The organism is Sphingosinicella rhizophila, assembly GCF_032378825.1.
Classification (GTDB): Bacteria; Pseudomonadota; Alphaproteobacteria; order Sphingomonadales; family Sphingomonadaceae; genus Allosphingosinicella; species Allosphingosinicella rhizophila.
This window is the reverse complement of the sequence record NZ_JAVUPU010000002.1, coordinates 377,994-392,761: the sequence shown is the minus strand read 5'-3', so window position 1 is coordinate 392,761 and position 14,768 is coordinate 377,994. Positions and strand designations below refer to the sequence as shown.

Annotated in this window: 19 protein-coding genes and 1 tRNA gene; 7 read left to right on the top strand and 13 right to left on the bottom strand. The window is 63.3% G+C overall.

Translation table 11 applies throughout. The features are described 5' to 3' along the window. Nucleotides 1-68 precede the first annotated feature (68 nt). From RQX22_RS04975 to RQX22_RS04965, 3 genes are all read left to right on the top strand, one after another. The gene (locus RQX22_RS04975) at nt 69-440 is read left to right on the top strand and encodes a response regulator (RefSeq protein WP_315724222.1); all 372 of its coding nucleotides are present in this window, start codon (nt 69-71) and stop codon (nt 438-440) included. A 134-nt stretch (nt 441-574) separates the two neighbouring features. After that, nucleotides 575-853, top strand: a complete 279-nt coding sequence (locus RQX22_RS04970; protein WP_315724220.1) for a YegP family protein — start codon at nt 575-577, stop codon at nt 851-853. A gap of 165 nt (nt 854-1,018) precedes the next feature. Beyond that, complete coding sequence (locus RQX22_RS04965) at nt 1,019-1,468, top strand: PilZ domain-containing protein (RefSeq protein ID WP_315724218.1); 450 nt, start codon at nt 1,019-1,021, stop codon at nt 1,466-1,468. Nucleotides 1,469-1,556: 88 nt separating this feature from the next. On the opposite strand, the gene RQX22_RS04960 is transcribed toward RQX22_RS04965, so the two are convergent. Continuing rightward, nucleotides 1,557-2,147 carry a CAP domain-containing protein gene (locus tag RQX22_RS04960; protein WP_315724217.1) on the bottom strand — a complete coding sequence of 197 codons (591 nt, stop codon included), beginning with the start codon at nt 2,145-2,147 and terminating at the stop codon, nt 1,557-1,559. A 131-nt stretch (nt 2,148-2,278) separates the two neighbouring features. On the opposite strand from RQX22_RS04960, the gene RQX22_RS04955 reads away from it, so the two are divergent. Then, nucleotides 2,279-2,524, top strand: a complete 246-nt coding sequence (locus RQX22_RS04955) for a hypothetical protein (protein WP_315724216.1) — start codon at nt 2,279-2,281, stop codon at nt 2,522-2,524. 29 nt (nt 2,525-2,553) lie between these two features. On the opposite strand, the gene RQX22_RS04950 is transcribed toward RQX22_RS04955, so the two are convergent. Then, nucleotides 2,554-3,198, bottom strand: a complete 645-nt coding sequence (locus tag RQX22_RS04950) for a glutathione S-transferase family protein (protein WP_315724214.1) — start codon at nt 3,196-3,198, stop codon at nt 2,554-2,556. Between the two features lie 139 nt (nt 3,199-3,337). Here RQX22_RS04950 and RQX22_RS04945 point away from each other — a divergent pair, with 139 nt between their 5' ends. Further along, complete coding sequence (locus RQX22_RS04945; protein ID WP_315724212.1) at nt 3,338-3,901, top strand: helix-turn-helix domain-containing protein; 564 nt, start codon at nt 3,338-3,340, stop codon at nt 3,899-3,901. Between the two features lie 65 nt (nt 3,902-3,966). Here RQX22_RS04945 and RQX22_RS04940 read toward each other — a convergent pair. The 6 genes from RQX22_RS04940 to RQX22_RS04915 form a co-directional block, all read right to left on the bottom strand. Next, nucleotides 3,967-4,042 (bottom strand) — tRNA-Val (locus RQX22_RS04940). Nucleotides 4,043-4,118: 76 nt separating this feature from the next. Further along, on the bottom strand, nt 4,119-4,808 hold the full coding sequence (locus RQX22_RS04935; protein ID WP_315724210.1) for an aspartate/glutamate racemase family protein: 690 nt from the start codon (nt 4,806-4,808) through the stop codon (nt 4,119-4,121). Between the two features lie 315 nt (nt 4,809-5,123). Continuing rightward, nucleotides 5,124-6,563, bottom strand: a complete 1,440-nt coding sequence (locus tag RQX22_RS04930; protein WP_315724607.1) for an NAD(P)(+) transhydrogenase (Re/Si-specific) subunit beta — start codon at nt 6,561-6,563, stop codon at nt 5,124-5,126. Continuing rightward, a complete protein-coding gene (locus RQX22_RS04925; RefSeq protein WP_315724209.1) occupies nt 6,563-6,847 on the bottom strand; it encodes an NAD(P) transhydrogenase subunit alpha part 2 in 285 nt (94 codons plus the stop codon). Before RQX22_RS04925 ends, RQX22_RS04930 begins: the two co-directional genes overlap by 1 nt. Before the next feature lie 10 nt (nt 6,848-6,857). Next, nucleotides 6,858-7,988 (bottom strand): Re/Si-specific NAD(P)(+) transhydrogenase subunit alpha, encoded by a 1,131-nt coding sequence (locus tag RQX22_RS04920; RefSeq protein WP_315724206.1) that lies wholly within the window; start codon nt 7,986-7,988, stop codon nt 6,858-6,860. A gap of 12 nt (nt 7,989-8,000) precedes the next feature. Beyond that, nucleotides 8,001-8,138 carry an aa3-type cytochrome c oxidase subunit IV gene (locus tag RQX22_RS04915; RefSeq protein ID WP_315724204.1) on the bottom strand — a complete coding sequence of 46 codons (138 nt, stop codon included), beginning with the start codon at nt 8,136-8,138 and terminating at the stop codon, nt 8,001-8,003. 135 nt (nt 8,139-8,273) lie between these two features. Here RQX22_RS04915 and RQX22_RS04910 point away from each other — a divergent pair, with 135 nt between their 5' ends. Both RQX22_RS04910 and RQX22_RS04905 read left to right on the top strand, forming a co-directional pair. Continuing rightward, nucleotides 8,274-9,731, top strand: a complete 1,458-nt coding sequence (locus RQX22_RS04910) for a sigma-54-dependent transcriptional regulator (protein ID WP_315724202.1) — start codon at nt 8,274-8,276, stop codon at nt 9,729-9,731. Nucleotides 9,732-9,791: 60 nt separating this feature from the next. After that, nucleotides 9,792-10,550 carry an SDR family NAD(P)-dependent oxidoreductase gene (locus RQX22_RS04905; protein ID WP_315724200.1) on the top strand — a complete coding sequence of 253 codons (759 nt, stop codon included), beginning with the start codon at nt 9,792-9,794 and terminating at the stop codon, nt 10,548-10,550. Nucleotides 10,551-10,663: 113 nt separating this feature from the next. Here the strand turns inward: RQX22_RS04905 and folP are convergent, their stop codons facing one another. The 5 genes from folP to RQX22_RS04880 form a co-directional block, all read right to left on the bottom strand. Then, nucleotides 10,664-11,746 carry a dihydropteroate synthase gene (gene folP / locus RQX22_RS04900; protein ID WP_315724198.1) on the bottom strand — a complete coding sequence of 361 codons (1,083 nt, stop codon included), beginning with the start codon at nt 11,744-11,746 and terminating at the stop codon, nt 10,664-10,666. A gap of 17 nt (nt 11,747-11,763) precedes the next feature. Continuing rightward, on the bottom strand, nt 11,764-12,891 hold the full coding sequence (locus RQX22_RS04895) for a site-specific DNA-methyltransferase (RefSeq protein WP_315724196.1): 1,128 nt from the start codon (nt 12,889-12,891) through the stop codon (nt 11,764-11,766). Between the two features lie 181 nt (nt 12,892-13,072). Then, nucleotides 13,073-13,675, bottom strand: coding sequence for a ribonuclease HII (locus tag RQX22_RS04890; protein WP_315724194.1), 603 nt, complete (start codon nt 13,673-13,675; stop codon nt 13,073-13,075). Between the two features lie 44 nt (nt 13,676-13,719). Continuing rightward, complete coding sequence (gene thiD / locus RQX22_RS04885) at nt 13,720-14,553, bottom strand: bifunctional hydroxymethylpyrimidine kinase/phosphomethylpyrimidine kinase (protein ID WP_315724192.1); 834 nt, start codon at nt 14,551-14,553, stop codon at nt 13,720-13,722. Beyond that, nucleotides 14,550-14,768, bottom strand: a complete 219-nt coding sequence (locus RQX22_RS04880) for a DUF1272 domain-containing protein (protein WP_315724190.1) — start codon at nt 14,766-14,768, stop codon at nt 14,550-14,552. The genes thiD and RQX22_RS04880 overlap by 4 nt, the downstream gene beginning before the upstream one ends.

Sequence of the window (14,768 nt, the reverse complement as noted above, 5' to 3'; positions counted from 1 at the left end):
TTTTTCTGCACGTCTGTCGCGGCACATTTTAGCGGATTGGAAACCTTCGTCGCGCTACCCAACGTCGAATGGGATATGCCGACACGCACAAAGTGGCTCTGGTGGTCGACGACGAAACCTTTGCCCGGCTGTTTGCCGTACAGATCTTTCTGGATCACGGTTTCACCGTGCTCGAGGCCGCGGACGCTGCCGAAGGCCTGGCGACGCTCGATCGGAACGACGATGTTGCCATCCTCTTCACGGACATCAGCATGCCTGGCGAGATGAACGGATTGGATCTGATTGAGCGTGCACGCGAGATGCGGCCGGAAATCACCCTGCTGCTGACCTCCGGCTGCGTGGAGCCGAGCAGGGCAGAGCGGCCGGAAGGCGTGCGGTTCCTGGCGAAACCCTACACGGCCCACTCCCTGCTGGAAGCGATAAGAGGAACGGCCGCCTGACAGTCACCGGCGCGCACGCCGGTATCGCCATCCGCTATTCTTCCCAAACCAACTCAATTAGGCGATCGCGCCTTGGCCTCGCTGCCGCTCCCCGCTATCGAGCGGTCTCCACGACAGATCATCAAGGGCAATCCATGGCTATCAAGCGTCCGCTTCCATCATTCCTCATCTTCAAGGACAAGCAGGGCCATTGGCGCTGGAACTTCGCGGCGGGCAACGGCAAGGTCGTGGCTGCCAGCGCGGTCGCTTATCTGCGCCGACAGGGATGCCTTCGCGCGATCCAGGTGATGAAGGGATCGGCCGAAATACCGGTCGTGGGCCGGCCAGGCGACCTGCAAGACGAAACCCCGGCCGCGACGGACACGGCGACAAAGCCGGATGCGAAGGACAAGCCCGCCAAGAAAGGCGGCTGACCTTCGCGGCCGCCAGGACCCCTCCCGGGGCTAATCTTGGGTCAGACCCATTTATGGGACCGGATCCAGTTCTTCCAGCCACGTCCCCATGCGGTCGAACAAGGTTAACCCCATATTAGCCTTATCGGAGCAAAGTCACCTTCGGACAATTTCCGTGGGTGACAGATGATGGGTAGTCAGGCAGCTTTGAGCCTAGTGACGAACGGGACGGAACCGTCCCGACGGGCGAGTATGCGACACCGCGCCTTGCTGCTTGCCAAGCTCGTAACGACTACCAACGAATATTCCGTGCGAATGCGGGATCTTTCCGCAACCGGCGCCCTGGTGGAAGGCGAGGGAATTCCGCGTCCGGGAACCGACATCATCCTGCGGCGCGGCAATCTGGAAGTGCTCGCCACGGTGCGGTGGTCAACGGACAATCATGCCGGCCTCGAATTCGAAGATCCTTTGTCCGAGGGCCAGGTCTGGGCGCAGATCAATCCCGCCTTGGAACCTCCTGCCGCGCGCCTTTCCGTCTACCGGCCCGGCTTCAAGGGCGATCAGGTCAAGGCCGAAGAGCGCGCGATCGAGAGGGCAAGGCAGATTGCCGCCGCGCGAAAATTCCTGTCGACATAGACGTTTGAATTGAGCCGGATTCGCGTCATCGGCGGAATCACACCTCGTTATATTCCGTTAGTTCCGAGTCAATCTAGCCGCGCTCCGATCAGAACGGCTGCTCGCCCAAGACGTTGCCGGCCTGGCGGTAGCGGCACACCAGCACGTCATAATCGTTTCCGCGGGAGACCGCACAGCCGACACGTCGGGTGTCGCGCCACATCAGCTGCGTATAGTGGCCGACATCCTCATAATCGCCGGTGCGGCTATTGTCCGGAAAAGCGCCTGGGACGAAATGAGCCTTCTCCTCGATCCACATGCCGACCATATCCTCGGCGGTGAAGTGTCCCTTGGTGCCCAACCACAGATTCTCGCCTTGCGGATCGGGATCCCCCGGATCATCCTCTTCATGTTCGAGCGCACCGACGGCGGCAAGGTAATCGCCCCAACGTGCTGCGTCCGATGCAAGGGCCCGGTCCCACCCGAGCGGCGGAAGGCCGGCCGTTTCGCGTTCCCGATTGTGCGCGGCAAGCAGACGCACATCCAGATTGCTGAGCGGGCCTGCACTGCCCTGAAGCAGCGGCGCGGCTGAAGCCAGCGCAATCACCGCCAGCAGATGTCCAGAACGTCCCGATCCCAGCTTCGTCACGACATTCTCCCGGCCGAACTCCCGCCGAGTATCGGCCGACCTCCTTGTCACGACCTTGTCGGAAATGGTTGGCGACGCATAAACCTTCTCGATGCCGCATCCCTTTTCCATGATCCGCGTTGGACCGATCATGAAAGGATATGCTGCGTCCGCGCTTCTGATGTCCCTATTGATGTCCCTATGTGCAGCCTGCGCATCGGACCCCCCCCCAACCCCAGCCCGACGCCGCTCAGCTGGAACGGCTGCTCGCGCGCCTGGAAACCTGTTCCGGATCATGCCCGAGCGAGACACCGAGCCCGGCTTTCGTACGCGGACTGCCGGTCAATTTCGACGAGAAGGTCCGCGACGCCGACCGGCTCGTGCCCGCGATCGAAAGGCTCCCGACGGATAAGATCGATCCTTCCCTGGCGGTCGCCCTCATCGGCTAATCGACATCCCCGCGGACCAGCGCAAGGCCTCAAGCGGCGCTACGTCGCAGGAAGGCCGATTCCCGCTCCACCCACGGCCGGAAGCTCTCACGCGCAAGCATACGACCTATATAGGCCGCCAGCTTCGGCCGCCCCGCTTCATAGTCGATGTCGAGGTGGCCCAAATTGACAAAGGGACTGGCCACAGAGATGTCCGCCAGAGTCAGGCGATCATCGACCAGCCATCCGCTTTCCGGCAACACCCGCTCGATATAGTCCAGCAGAGGTGGCAATTCATCGCATTCGGCTTTGTCCGCCGTCACGCTGTCGCCCTCGCGGCCCAGGAAGCGCGGTGCCACGACGCGATTGAAGAACATCTTGCCTCCGCACGCCGCCAAGATCGTGTCCGCAAATTCATCGTACCAGATCGTTCGCGCCCGGGCCTTGGGTTCGACCGGGATCAAATTCGGCTCCGGCTGAAGAGCTTCGAGATAGGCGATGATCGCGCTCGAATCCGAAATGGCGAAATCGCCGTCGCGAAAGCCAGGAATTTTCCGAAACGGGCTCGCCTCGAGGAAGTCCGGATCGTCGGAGCCCAGGCCAAGCGGCTTATGGTCCAGCGAGATGTCCTTTTCCGACGCGAATGCCAGCACCTTGCGGACGAAGGGCGACATCGAGGACCCGTAAACGATCATATTTCCTCCATTCGGTTTTGTTTTGATACGTATACGGCAGGTTTCACCCGCCGTCCAATCTCGCGCGTCTCGTCACAGAGGCTTGCCAGCGAGGCTAAGGTCAAGCAGAAGAATTGAACCGGAATGGTTCGAGGGCCCTATGATCACTTGTATCCGCGACGTACGCCGCGCTAGGAAAATGACGCTTCAGGACGTCGCCGACCGATGCACCCCGCCGACGACGCCGCAAACCATCGGCAGACTCGAGACGGGCACCCGCACCCTCTCCGTGGTCTGGCTGAACCGGATCGCACTCGCCCTGAACGTCGAAGCCGCCGATCTCGTCAGTCTGCCCGACCGGGGGGACGTCCCGATCGCCGCCGTGCTCGGTCAGGACGGAGCCCGTGCGCCGCGTCGCGGCGGCGTCGCGCTGCTGCCGCAGCCGGGACCAGACATGATCGCGATCAGCGTTGCCTGCGGAATTGGCGATTATCGAAGCAATGACGAAATCTGGTGCCGCCGGATTGGCCCGGCGGACTTCGCGTCGGTCCTCAATCGGGATCTGCTGGTACCGCGTCCGGCGGGCCGCTTCCTGTTCGGTCGCCTGATCGGGCGCGAAGAGGACAAACTTCATCTGCTTCCGCCGGGCGCTGGCACGCGCCAGCTCATCATCGCAGACCCGCAATGGGCGGCAGTCGCCGTCAAATTGATTCGGACGCTGTAACCGCCGGCCCAAAACAGCCTTCCCCTGGAAAAAGGCAAGGCTGCCGGCAATGTTCCCCTTCGGGGTGGTGGGCGCTGACGGGCTCGAACCGCCGACCCTCTCGGTGTAAACGAGATGCTCTACCAACTGAGCTAAGCGCCCGGCCCGTTGCCCCTGCCAGCGGATACCGATGATGGCAAGAACGCTTGAATCGTCCATCCGTGCGGACATGCCCCTGTCAGGCGGTGATCCAGTCCACGGCCGCCTTGGAGTGAAGGGCGGTCGTATCGTAGATCGGAATCACGTTTGCTGCCGGATCGACCAGCATGACGAGTTCCGTACAGCCAAGGATGACGGCCTGCTGCCGCGCCTGCCCCATTTCCGTCAGGCATGTCTTCAAACGCCGTTGCGATTGACGCGAAATGACGCCGCGCGACAATTCGTCGAAAATGATGCGGTCAATCTCGGCAGCGGTACCCGAATCGGGGGTGGCAACGGCAATCCCGCGCGCTTCCAGCCGCTCTCGATAGAAAGACTCACCCATGGTGAAGCGTGTCCCGATCAAGCCGGCGCGCCTGACGCCGTCAGCCGCCAGCTTTTCGGCGGTGACGTCGCCAATATGAAGGATCGGTACGGCCACCGCCCCCGCGACGCGGTCGTAAAGCCTGTGCATCGTGTTGGTGCACAGGATCAGGCCCTCGGCGCCGGCCGCCTGAAGGCGGCGTGCGGTGCCCGCGAGCATGTCGCCGAGCCTCTGCCAAGCCTCGGCCGCCTGCAATGCCGTAATGGGTTCGAAATCATAGCTTTCGATGATCAGGGGAGCCGACGACCTGCCGCCGAGCTTTCGCGCTACGCCCTTGTTGATCATGTCATAATAGATCGCGGTCGAGGCCCAGCTCATCCCGCCGATCATGCCTAGCTTGCGCACCTTTGGAAGACTCCGACCCGAGTGGCTAGCAGCCTAGTCGGGAATGGATTCCGATCCTAGACCAAGATCGCTTCAGATTGAACCAATCTGAAAGGTGACTCATGGACTAAACATTTGAATAGAACCTGATTCACGTCATCGACGGAAGCGCCAAGCGCTACCACCTCAATCGATCATGCGCTGGCTTGAGGCGACTGCAAAAGACCCGCGTAGCCCTTTACCGGGCGGACGCCAGGCCCGGCACAGGATGGTAAGTTGCGCTCCTTGGGCAAGGGCAGGACGAATTGAAGCCGCCTACGCGGTAGGGCGCCGACTCTAATCCAGCGCCTTGACGATCTCCTCGACCATCTTCTTGGCGTCGGCGAGCAGCATCATGGTATTGTCGCGGAAGAAAAGCTCGTTCTCGACGCCCGCATAGCCGGCGCCGCCCATCGATCTCTTGATGAACAGCACGGTCTTCGCCTTTTCGACGTCCAGCACCGGCATGCCGTAGATCGGCGACGATTTGTCGGTCTTGGCAGCCGGATTGGTAACGTCGTTGGCTCCGATCACGAAAGCAACGTCGGTACGAGCGAATTCCGAATTGATATCCTCCAGTTCGAACACCTCGTCGTACGGCACGTTCGCTTCGGCCAGCAATACGTTCATATGGCCCGGCATCCGTCCCGCCACAGGATGGATCGCATATTTGACGCTGACCCCTTCCTCCTTCAGCAGGTCCGCCATTTCCCGAAGCGCATGCTGGGCCTGAGCCACCGCCATGCCGTAGCCTGGGACGATGATCACCTGCTCTGCCTGCTTCATGAGGAAGGCCGCATCTTCCGCCGAGCCACGCTTGTAGGGGCGATCGATGGCGGGCCCGCCGCCGCCAGCGACCGCATCGCCGCCGAAGCCGCCCGCGATCACCGAGATGAAACTGCGATTCATAGCCCGACACATGATGTAGGACAGGATCGCGCCGGACGAACCGACCAGGGCGCCGGTGATCACCATCGCGCTGTTCTGCAGCGTGAATCCCATCGCCGCCGCGGCCCAACCGGAATAGGAATTGAGCATCGACACGACGACCGGCATGTCGGCGCCGCCGATCGGAATGATCAGCAGGAAGCCGATCAGGAAGGAGAGGCCGGTCACGGTCCAGAACACCCAAGGCCCCTGATCGACGGTGAAGTAGGCGGTGAGGCCCAGGATCGCGGCCAAGGTGCCGAGGTTGATCACATGCCGCATCGGCAGCAGGATCGGCTTTCCCGACATATTGCCGTTCAGCTTCAGGAAAGCGATGACCGAGCCCGAAAAGGTGATCGCACCGATCGCAGCCCCAAGCCCCATCTCGACCCGGCTGACCGGATTGATCACCCCATCGGCGCCGGCAATGTCGAATGCCTGCGGGTTGAGATAGGCGGCCGCGGCGACCAGCACGGCCGCCAGGCCGACCAGCGAGTGAAAAGCCGCGACGAGCTGCGGCATGGCCGTCATCGCGATCCTGCGCGCGGTCACCAGGCCGATCGTGCCGCCGATCGCGATCGCGACCAATATCTCCACGAGCAAAATCGTGTCTATGCGCCCCAGTTCGGCGCCCGGCTGGAAATGGATCAGGGTCGTGGCAACCGCGATGCCCATGCCCGCCATGCCGAAACGATTGCCGCGCTGCGACGATGCCGGGCTGGAAAGGCCGCGAAGGGCGAGAATGAAGAAGGCGCCGGCGATCAGATAGGCGAGCGACACCCAGGCCGGGACAGCGGCGGCATGATGCATCATTGCCGCTCCTTCTTCTTGTACATAGCGAGCATGCGCGCCGTGACGGCGAAGCCGCCGAAGATGTTGACGCTGGCCAGCACCACCGCAAGCAGGCCCAGCCATTTGGCGCCGGGCACGCCTGCGGCCGCGCTGGCGATCAGGGCGCCGACGACAATCACCGATGAAATCGCATTGGTGACGGCCATCAATGGCGTGTGCAGAGCCGGCGTCACCGACCAGACGACATAATAGCCGACGAAGCAGGCGAGCACGAAGATCGAGAGGATCGCGAGGAAGTCCACCAGCTTCTCCTTAGCCTGCCGTGAGCCGTTCGTTCACGACCTTGCCATTCTTGGTCAGGCGCACGCCCCGCACGATCTCGTCATCGTCGGGCAGCACCAATCCTCTCGCCTCGGCATCCCAGAAGGCGGCAAGGAAATTGTAGAGGTTGCGCGCGAAGAAGGCGGAGGCATCGGCGGCCAGACGGCTCGGCACGTTGCGGTGGCCTACGATCCGAACGCCGTGACGTTCGACCACTTCACCCGGCACAGCGCCTTCGACATTGCCGCCCTGTTCGACGGCGAGGTCGACGATGACGCTGCCCGGCTTCATCGATGCCACCTGAGCGTCGGTTATGAGCCGGGGCGCCGGGCGGCCCGGGATCAGGGCGGTGGTGACGACAATGTCCTGCTTGGCAATATGGCTGGACACCATCTCCGCCTGCTTGGCCTTGTAGGCATCGGACATTTCCTTGGCATAGCCGCCGGCGGTTTCAGCCGCCTGCGTTTCTTCGTCCTCGACGAAGATCGCCTTCGCCCCGAGGCTTTCGATCTGTTCCTTGACCGCCGGCCGGACATCGGTTGCGGAGACGATTGCGCCCAATCGGCGCGCCGTGGCGATCGCCTGCAGGCCGGCGACGCCGACGCCCATGACGAAGACGCGCGCCGCCGGGATGGTGCCGGCCGCCGTCATCATCATCGGGAACGCACGGCCATATTCCGCCGCCGCGTCGAGCACCGCCTTGTAGCCGGCGAGGTTGGACTGCGAAGACAATATGTCCATCGACTGGGCCCGGGTGATACGCGGCATGAATTCCATCGCAAGCGCGTCGACGCCCGCGGCCGCATAGGCATCCACCCGAGCTCGTTCGGCGAATGGGTTGAGCGAAGCCACCACCAAGGCACCGGGAGCCACGCCCGTCAAGGAAGCTGGTTCGGGCCCTTGAACCGCAAGCACGACCTCCGCGCCTTTCAGGATCGTCGAACGATCGCCCAAAGTCGCGCCGGCCGCCTCATATTCCGAATCGTGGATAGACGCGGTCTCACCCGCCCCCGCCTCGACGGCAATGCTGGCGCCGAGCCCGATAAGCTTGCGCACCGTCTCGGGCGTGGCGGCGACCCGCCGCTCGCTCGCAGCAGTCTCTTTCAGGACGGCGAATTTCACGAAATGCGCCGATTATTCGGCGATGACGAAAACGACGATCAGGGCGAGGAGAAGGCTGACTATGCCCCCCCATTTCATAAGGCCGACAAAGCCCTCATAGCCCTTCTTGTGGGTTGCCACTTCCTTTTGGAGATCGCCCTCGGCCGCCATTTTCAACCCCTTTTTAACGCTGTCCGCGAACCCCTTATCAAGCCCCGTCCCCAGTCCCAAGCCTAAATCGGCGGGATTAAGCCGAACTTTACCGACTTGGAGTAGGAGGAACCTGGAAAATATGAAGGGAAAGATATGCGGCCGGATCCTACCCGTGGCCTATTGCTGATCGACGACGAGCCCGCGCAGCGCCGCCTGGTCACCGCGATCGGTGCGCGCGCCGGCTGGTGGGTGACGGGTGCACCCGATGTCGATGCGGCGCAGAAATTCCTGAACGACCCTGAATCTCCGAAGGTGGACGCGATCCTCCTCGACCATTGGCTGCCGGGGCCCGCCGGCACCGAGATCATCGAGCAGATACGCGCGATGAGACCCGATTTGCCTTTGCTTATCCTTACCGCCCAGACCTCGGTCGCGGTGGCGGTGGAAGCGATGCGCGCCGGCGCCAGCGATTTTCTGGTCAAACCGCTGGCGCCGGACCGGCTGCTCGCCGCTCTCGACACGGCCACCGATCGACGGCGCGCCAGCGGCGAACTGAGGCCGCTTTCCGAAAAAATCTCCAAGACGCTCGCCTTCGAGGAGATCGTCGGGTCGGCGCCGCGGTTTCGCGCTGCCCTTGCCATCGCCGCCAAGGCCGCCCGCGCCCGCGTCTCCGTCCTGATCGAAGGCGAAAGCGGTTCAGGCAAGGAAGTGATCGCCCAGGCGATCCACAGTTCCAGCCCACGCGGGCGCAAGCCCATGGTCACGGTCAATTGCGGTGCCATTCCGGAAAACCTCGTCGAATCGGTTCTGTTCGGCCATGAAAAGGGCGCGTTCACAGGGGCGTTCGACCGCCATATCGGCCGCTTCGAGGATGCCGACGGCTCCACCCTGTTCCTCGACGAGGTTGGGGAGCTTCCGCTCGACACACAGGTGAAGCTGCTTCGGGCACTGGAATCGGGCGAGATACAGCGTGTCGGGGGCCGTGCGATCCAGACCGTGGACGTGCGCATCATCGCCGCCACCAACCGGCGGCTGATCGAGGAGGTTGCCGCCGGCCGTTTCCGCGAGGACCTCTATTATCGGCTGAACGTCGTCCATGTGGACATCCCGCCGCTACGCGATCGTTCGAGCGATATTCCACCGCTCGCCAGACATCTGCTTGCACGCATTGCCGAGCAACCCGGCATGAGCCATCTTTCGATCACCGACGACGCCCTGTCGGTGCTGATGGCTTATGGCTGGCCGGGCAATGTCCGGCAGCTCCAAAACGCGCTGTTCCGGGCCGCGGTGCTTTGCGAGGGCAATGCGCTGACGGCCGCCGATTTTCCCCACATCGCCACCGAGTCCACCTTCAGCAACCGGGCCGACGATTATCACGCGCGCCTGCTGAATGGCGCTTCGGCGGCCGCAGCCATGTCGAACGGGGCAGGCATCACCCTTTACGATCCCGACGGAAACCTGCGCACCCTGGAAGAAATCGAATCCGACGTGATCCGCCTCGCCATCGGCCACTATCGCGGCCGCATGACCGAAGTGGCGCGTCGCCTCGGCATCGGCCGGTCGACACTTTACCGCAAGTTGGGCGAACTGGGCATCGGCGACGCAGCATGAGGCAGAGACGACCCTGATTTTGTTGCGGTGAGCCGCGCCCGACGCTGCTAAGGATAGGGCATGCGGAATTTCAACGACGCGATCATCCTCGTCACCGGTGCTGCCTCTGGCATCGGCGCCGCGACCGCCACCTCGCTTGCGGCGAATGGCGCCAAGAAGCTTATCCTGGCCGACCTCGACGAAGGCAGTCTCGCCGATTTCGCCTTCTCGCTGCCCTGCGAACGTCAGTTGCTGATCGGCGACGTCGCCGATGAGCGACTTTGGTCGAATGCCGATCTTACCGGCCTCACCCATGCCGTCGTCAATGCCGGCATCGGCGCCGGCGGCACGATCGAAGAGATGCATTTCGAAGAGTGGCGGCGTGTCCAGTCCGCCAATCTCGACGGCGCCTTCCTGAGCCTGCAGGCGGCCATGCGGTCGATCCGCGCCAACGGCGGCAACGGAGCGATCGTCCTCACCGCCTCCGTTTCCGGCATCAAGGCCGAACCGGGCACCGCGGCTTATGGTTCGTCAAAAGCGGGCGTCATCCAACTCGCCCGCATCGCCGCCAGAGAAGGTGCGTCCGCAAGGATCCGGGTCAATTCCATCGCGCCCGGAGGGGTGGAAACACCGATCTGGAACACAGTTCCCTTTTTCACCGATCTCGTTGCGGAGACCGGCAGCGAGGAGGCGGCCTATCGCGCGATGAGCGCCAATGCGCCGCTTGGACGCTTTGCCAAGCCGGCCGAAATTGCCGGGCAGATCCTTTTCCTGCTTTCCGAAGATGCGCGTTTCATCACCGGAACCTGCCTGGTCTCAGACGGCGGCTATTCGCTTTAGCCTTCTACTCGTTCCCGCATTGCCTATCGCCTGCGGCGACGCCGAAAAAGATGCCGATGACGTAGCTCCCGTGCCGCCGGCGCGTCAGGCAAGTCCATCCAACTCAAGCATCGCTAAAGAGGGGTCAATGCGGCGTCCCTGAGCCCGCGCCAGACCTTCAGCGCCTGCAATGTTTCCGGTACGTCATGGACACGCAAAAGCTGCACGCCCTGATCCGCGCCCTTCAGGGCCAGGGCGATCGAGCCGGCCAGCCTCCGGTCTGCAGGCGCTTCGCCCGCAAGCGCGCCGATCATCCGCTTCCGGCTCGCGCCGAGCATGACCGGGCAGCCCAGGCCGTGGAACAATGCGAGCCCGTTCAGGAGCTGCAGATTGTGCTGCACGGTCTTGCCGAACCCTATGCCGGGATCGATGATGATCCTTTCCCGCGGGATCCCTGCCGCCACCGCAGCGAGAATGCGCTGTTCCAGCCAGTCATAGACCTCGAACAGCACCGGCCGGTCATAAGCCGGCGCCTGCTGCATCGTCTCCGGATCACCGAGATGGTGCATCAGCACCACCGGGCAACCCGCAGCGGCAACCACCGGCATCGACCTTTGATCGAAGATCAGCGCCGAGACGTCGTTGACCATATGTGCCCCCGCGCCAAGGGCGGCCTCCATGACCGCGGCCTTGCGGGTGTCGATCGAGACGGCCGTGCCGGAGGCTGCAAGCTGGCGCACCACCGGCAAGATGCGTTCGGCCTCGTCCCCCTCCCAGACCGGCTTTGCGCCCGGCCGGGTCGATTCGCCACCCACGTCGATGATCGCCGCGCCGGCCGCGGCCATGGCATGGCCCGCCTCGGCTGCCCGCGCCGGATCTTCGTGGGCGCCACCGTCCGAGAAACTGTCCGGCGTGACGTTGACGATGCCGACCGCCTGCGGCTGATCGAGCCTGACGATGCGATCGCCGAGCGTAAGCGGAGGCCGCGCAGCGGAGAGATTGTCCCAAACGGCACGCGCACCCGGGCCGAGACGCTCGATAATCTCCGGCATCGCCGAGACAGGGACGAGTTCGACCTTTTCGGGGCGGGCACCGCAACAGGAAACGACCTCGACCGCGGAAAACCACAGCATGCCTCCGGCCAGCCGCCTGGCCTGCTCGTCGAGCCCGAAAGGGGCATCGACGAAAGCGACTGGCCGAAGATAAATAGATTCCAAGTCCTGTGCCTTTTGCTTCAATCCAGCATCAGGATGTAGCGCTGCCTCAGTGTATCGAGCGGAATCAGGCCATTGCCCTCGCTGACATGCCAGAAAGTCCAGCCATTGCATGAAGGAGCGCCCTGGGCAGCGGCACCGATCTGATGAATCGAACCTTGCTGTCCACCCATTTCGACCGACGCGTCGGCGCGGACCTGCGCCTTCCAGCGCCGTTTGGAATCGACCAGCAAGGCTCCCGGCTCGATCATCCCGGTCTCGATCAGCGCGCCGAAGGGCACCTTGGGCTGTGAACGCTTCGACTGCATCGTGCGCATCGCGCTTTCGTCCAGTTCCAGGGTCGAAGCGATCCGCTCACGCGCCACCTTCACATAACGCTTTTCCCGTTCGATGCCGATCCATTGCCGTCCGAGCCGTCGCGCCACGGCCCCGGTCGTCCCGGTCCCGAAGAAGGGATCGAGCACCACGTCACCCTTGTTCGTGCAGGCAAGCAGCACCCGATAGAGCAGGGATTCCGGCTTCTGCGTCGGGTGCGCCTTGACGCCCTGTGTCTTTACCCGCTCACCGCCCCCGCAGATCGGCAGCACCCAGTCCGAGCGCATCTGCAATTCGTCGTTGAGCGCCTTCATGGCCCGATAATTGAACGTGTAGCGACTGTTCTCGCTCCGCGACGCCCAGATCAATGTCTCATGGGCATTGGTAAAGCGCGTGCCGCGGAAATTGGGCATCGGATTGGCTTTGCGCCAGATGATGTCGTTAAGGATCCAATAGCCTTCGTCCTGAAGCGCGGCGCCGACGCGGAAGATGTTGTGATAGCTTCCGATCACCCACAGCGTCCCGTTAGGTTTCAGAATGCGGCGTGCTTCCTTCAACCAGGCGCGGGTGAAATCGTCATAGGCGGCAAAGGTGTCGAACTTGTCCCAATCGTCGTCGACGGCATCCACGCGCCCACCTTCCGGCCGGAACAGGTCACCGCCAAGCTGCAGATTATAAGGCGGGTCGGCAAAGACCATATCGATGCAGGCGTCGGGAAGGCGGGCCATCGCGGCGACGCAATCCTCTTCCAGAATTTTGCCCACGGGCAAGATAGCATCAGCCTCCGCCGGGGCACGCCGCGCACCCGTCTTCACGCGCTCGAACACACTCATTCAGGCAATCCCCCAGTTGGAGGCGCAGAGTGAGTCAAGCGGAGTCCGCGGTCAAGATCAACCAGTTGGGCGGCTTGTTTGAAATGCCGTCATCGCTCCGGGAACGAAACGAGTCCTTCGCTACATCTAGCCCGGAAAGCCAGCGGAAGGACTCAAGATAGAGTGGTGTGGCCCGAAAGACTCACAAAGTGAGGATAAGCTGCCGGCAAGGGGCGAAGCTGCGCCGATGCAACGGCGTTAGGCCGAGGGTTGCCAGCGCGCGCTGGTGCTGGGGCGTCGGGTAGCCCTTGTTGGTTTCCCAGCCGTACCCCGGATGCTCCCGGGCATGGTCGGCCATGATCCGGTCGCGCGTGACCTTGGCGACGATCGACGCCGCCGCGATCGAGCGGCATTTCGCATCGCCGGCCACTATCGCCTTGGACGGCCGATCCCAGCGCGGGCAGGCATTGCCGTCGACCAGGACCCAGGCCGGATCGAAGTCCAGCGCCTCCACCGCCCGGGTCATGGCCAGCATCCGCGCCCAATATATGTTGAGACGGTCGATCTCCTCGACCGAAGCGATGCCGACGCCGATCTTGGCGACCTTCCGAAGTTTCAGATAGATCACTTCGCGCAACGGCTGCGGCAACGCCTTGCTGTCATCGATGCCGCGCGGAAAGCGCGTGCGGTCAAGTACGACGGCAGCGGCGACAACCGGTCCGGCCAAGGGCGCACAACCGGCCTCATCGACCCCGGCGAGCGGCTCGGGAAATTGCTTCTCGATCTTGAAACAGGGTCCCGCCATCGGCCCAGCATAGGAATCGCGCCGGCCCGCCGCCACCCGAAAAGTCAGTCGGACTTGAAGATCCTGTGGATGGAATCGAACGGTGTAGTGCCGAGCGCGTGACCCATCGGCCCGTGGCCTTGGCCGAAGCCCGGCGCGGCACGGATCGCCGCCAGTACGAAATTGCGCGCGCGGTCGATCGCATCGGTCAGGGACGCTCCGCTACCAAGACCGCAGGCAATGGCGCTTGCGAGCGTGCAGCCGGTTCCGTGGGTATGACGCGTCTCGATCCGATCCCCCCTCCAATGTGTGACCATGCCGTCCGGTTCGACAAGCAGATCGATCAGAGCTGCGCCCTCGAGATGCCCGCCCTTGGCAAGCACCGCGCTACCGGTGGATGTCGCCAGCCAAGACCCGGCCTCCTCCATCTCCAGCGCCGTTGCCACGGTCCGGGCCGTCAAGGCCGCCAGTTCGGGGAGGTTGGGCGTGACCAGGGATGCGACGGCGATCAGCCGCTCGAAGACAGCGATCGTGTCCGCATCGGCGAGTTCAGCTCCGCTCGATGCGACCATGACAGGATCGAAAACGACCGGTACCCTGGCAGAATGCTCCAGCCAGCCGGCCACGGCGCGGGTCGTTTCAGATGAGCCGATCATCCCGATCTTGACCGCATCCACGCCGAGGTCGGAGACGACGACGTCGATCTGCCTCAGCACCATTTCGGTCGGCACCGGCATCACCGCATCGACACCGATCGTGTTCTGCGCCGTCAGGGCGGTGATCGCGGTCATGGCATGGCCGCCCAGCATCGTCACCGTCTTGATGTCGGCCTGGATGCCCGCGCCGCCGCCCGAATCCGAACCGGCGATGATCAGCACCCGCGGCACTTTCCCCATCATTGCGGGCCCTTGCGCTCCGTCGAAGGCGGATACTTTTCGAGCAAATGATCGGCTCGCGTCGGCCGAGGCTGGAAGACGCCGCCGCAATTGGGACAGGTGCCCTCGAGCGGTCCGTCCACGCAGTCAGCGCAAAAAGTGCATTCGAACGAGCAGATGCGGGCGTTCGTGCCGGCGGGCGGCAGGTCGCACCCGCACCGCTCGCAATCGGGTCTCAT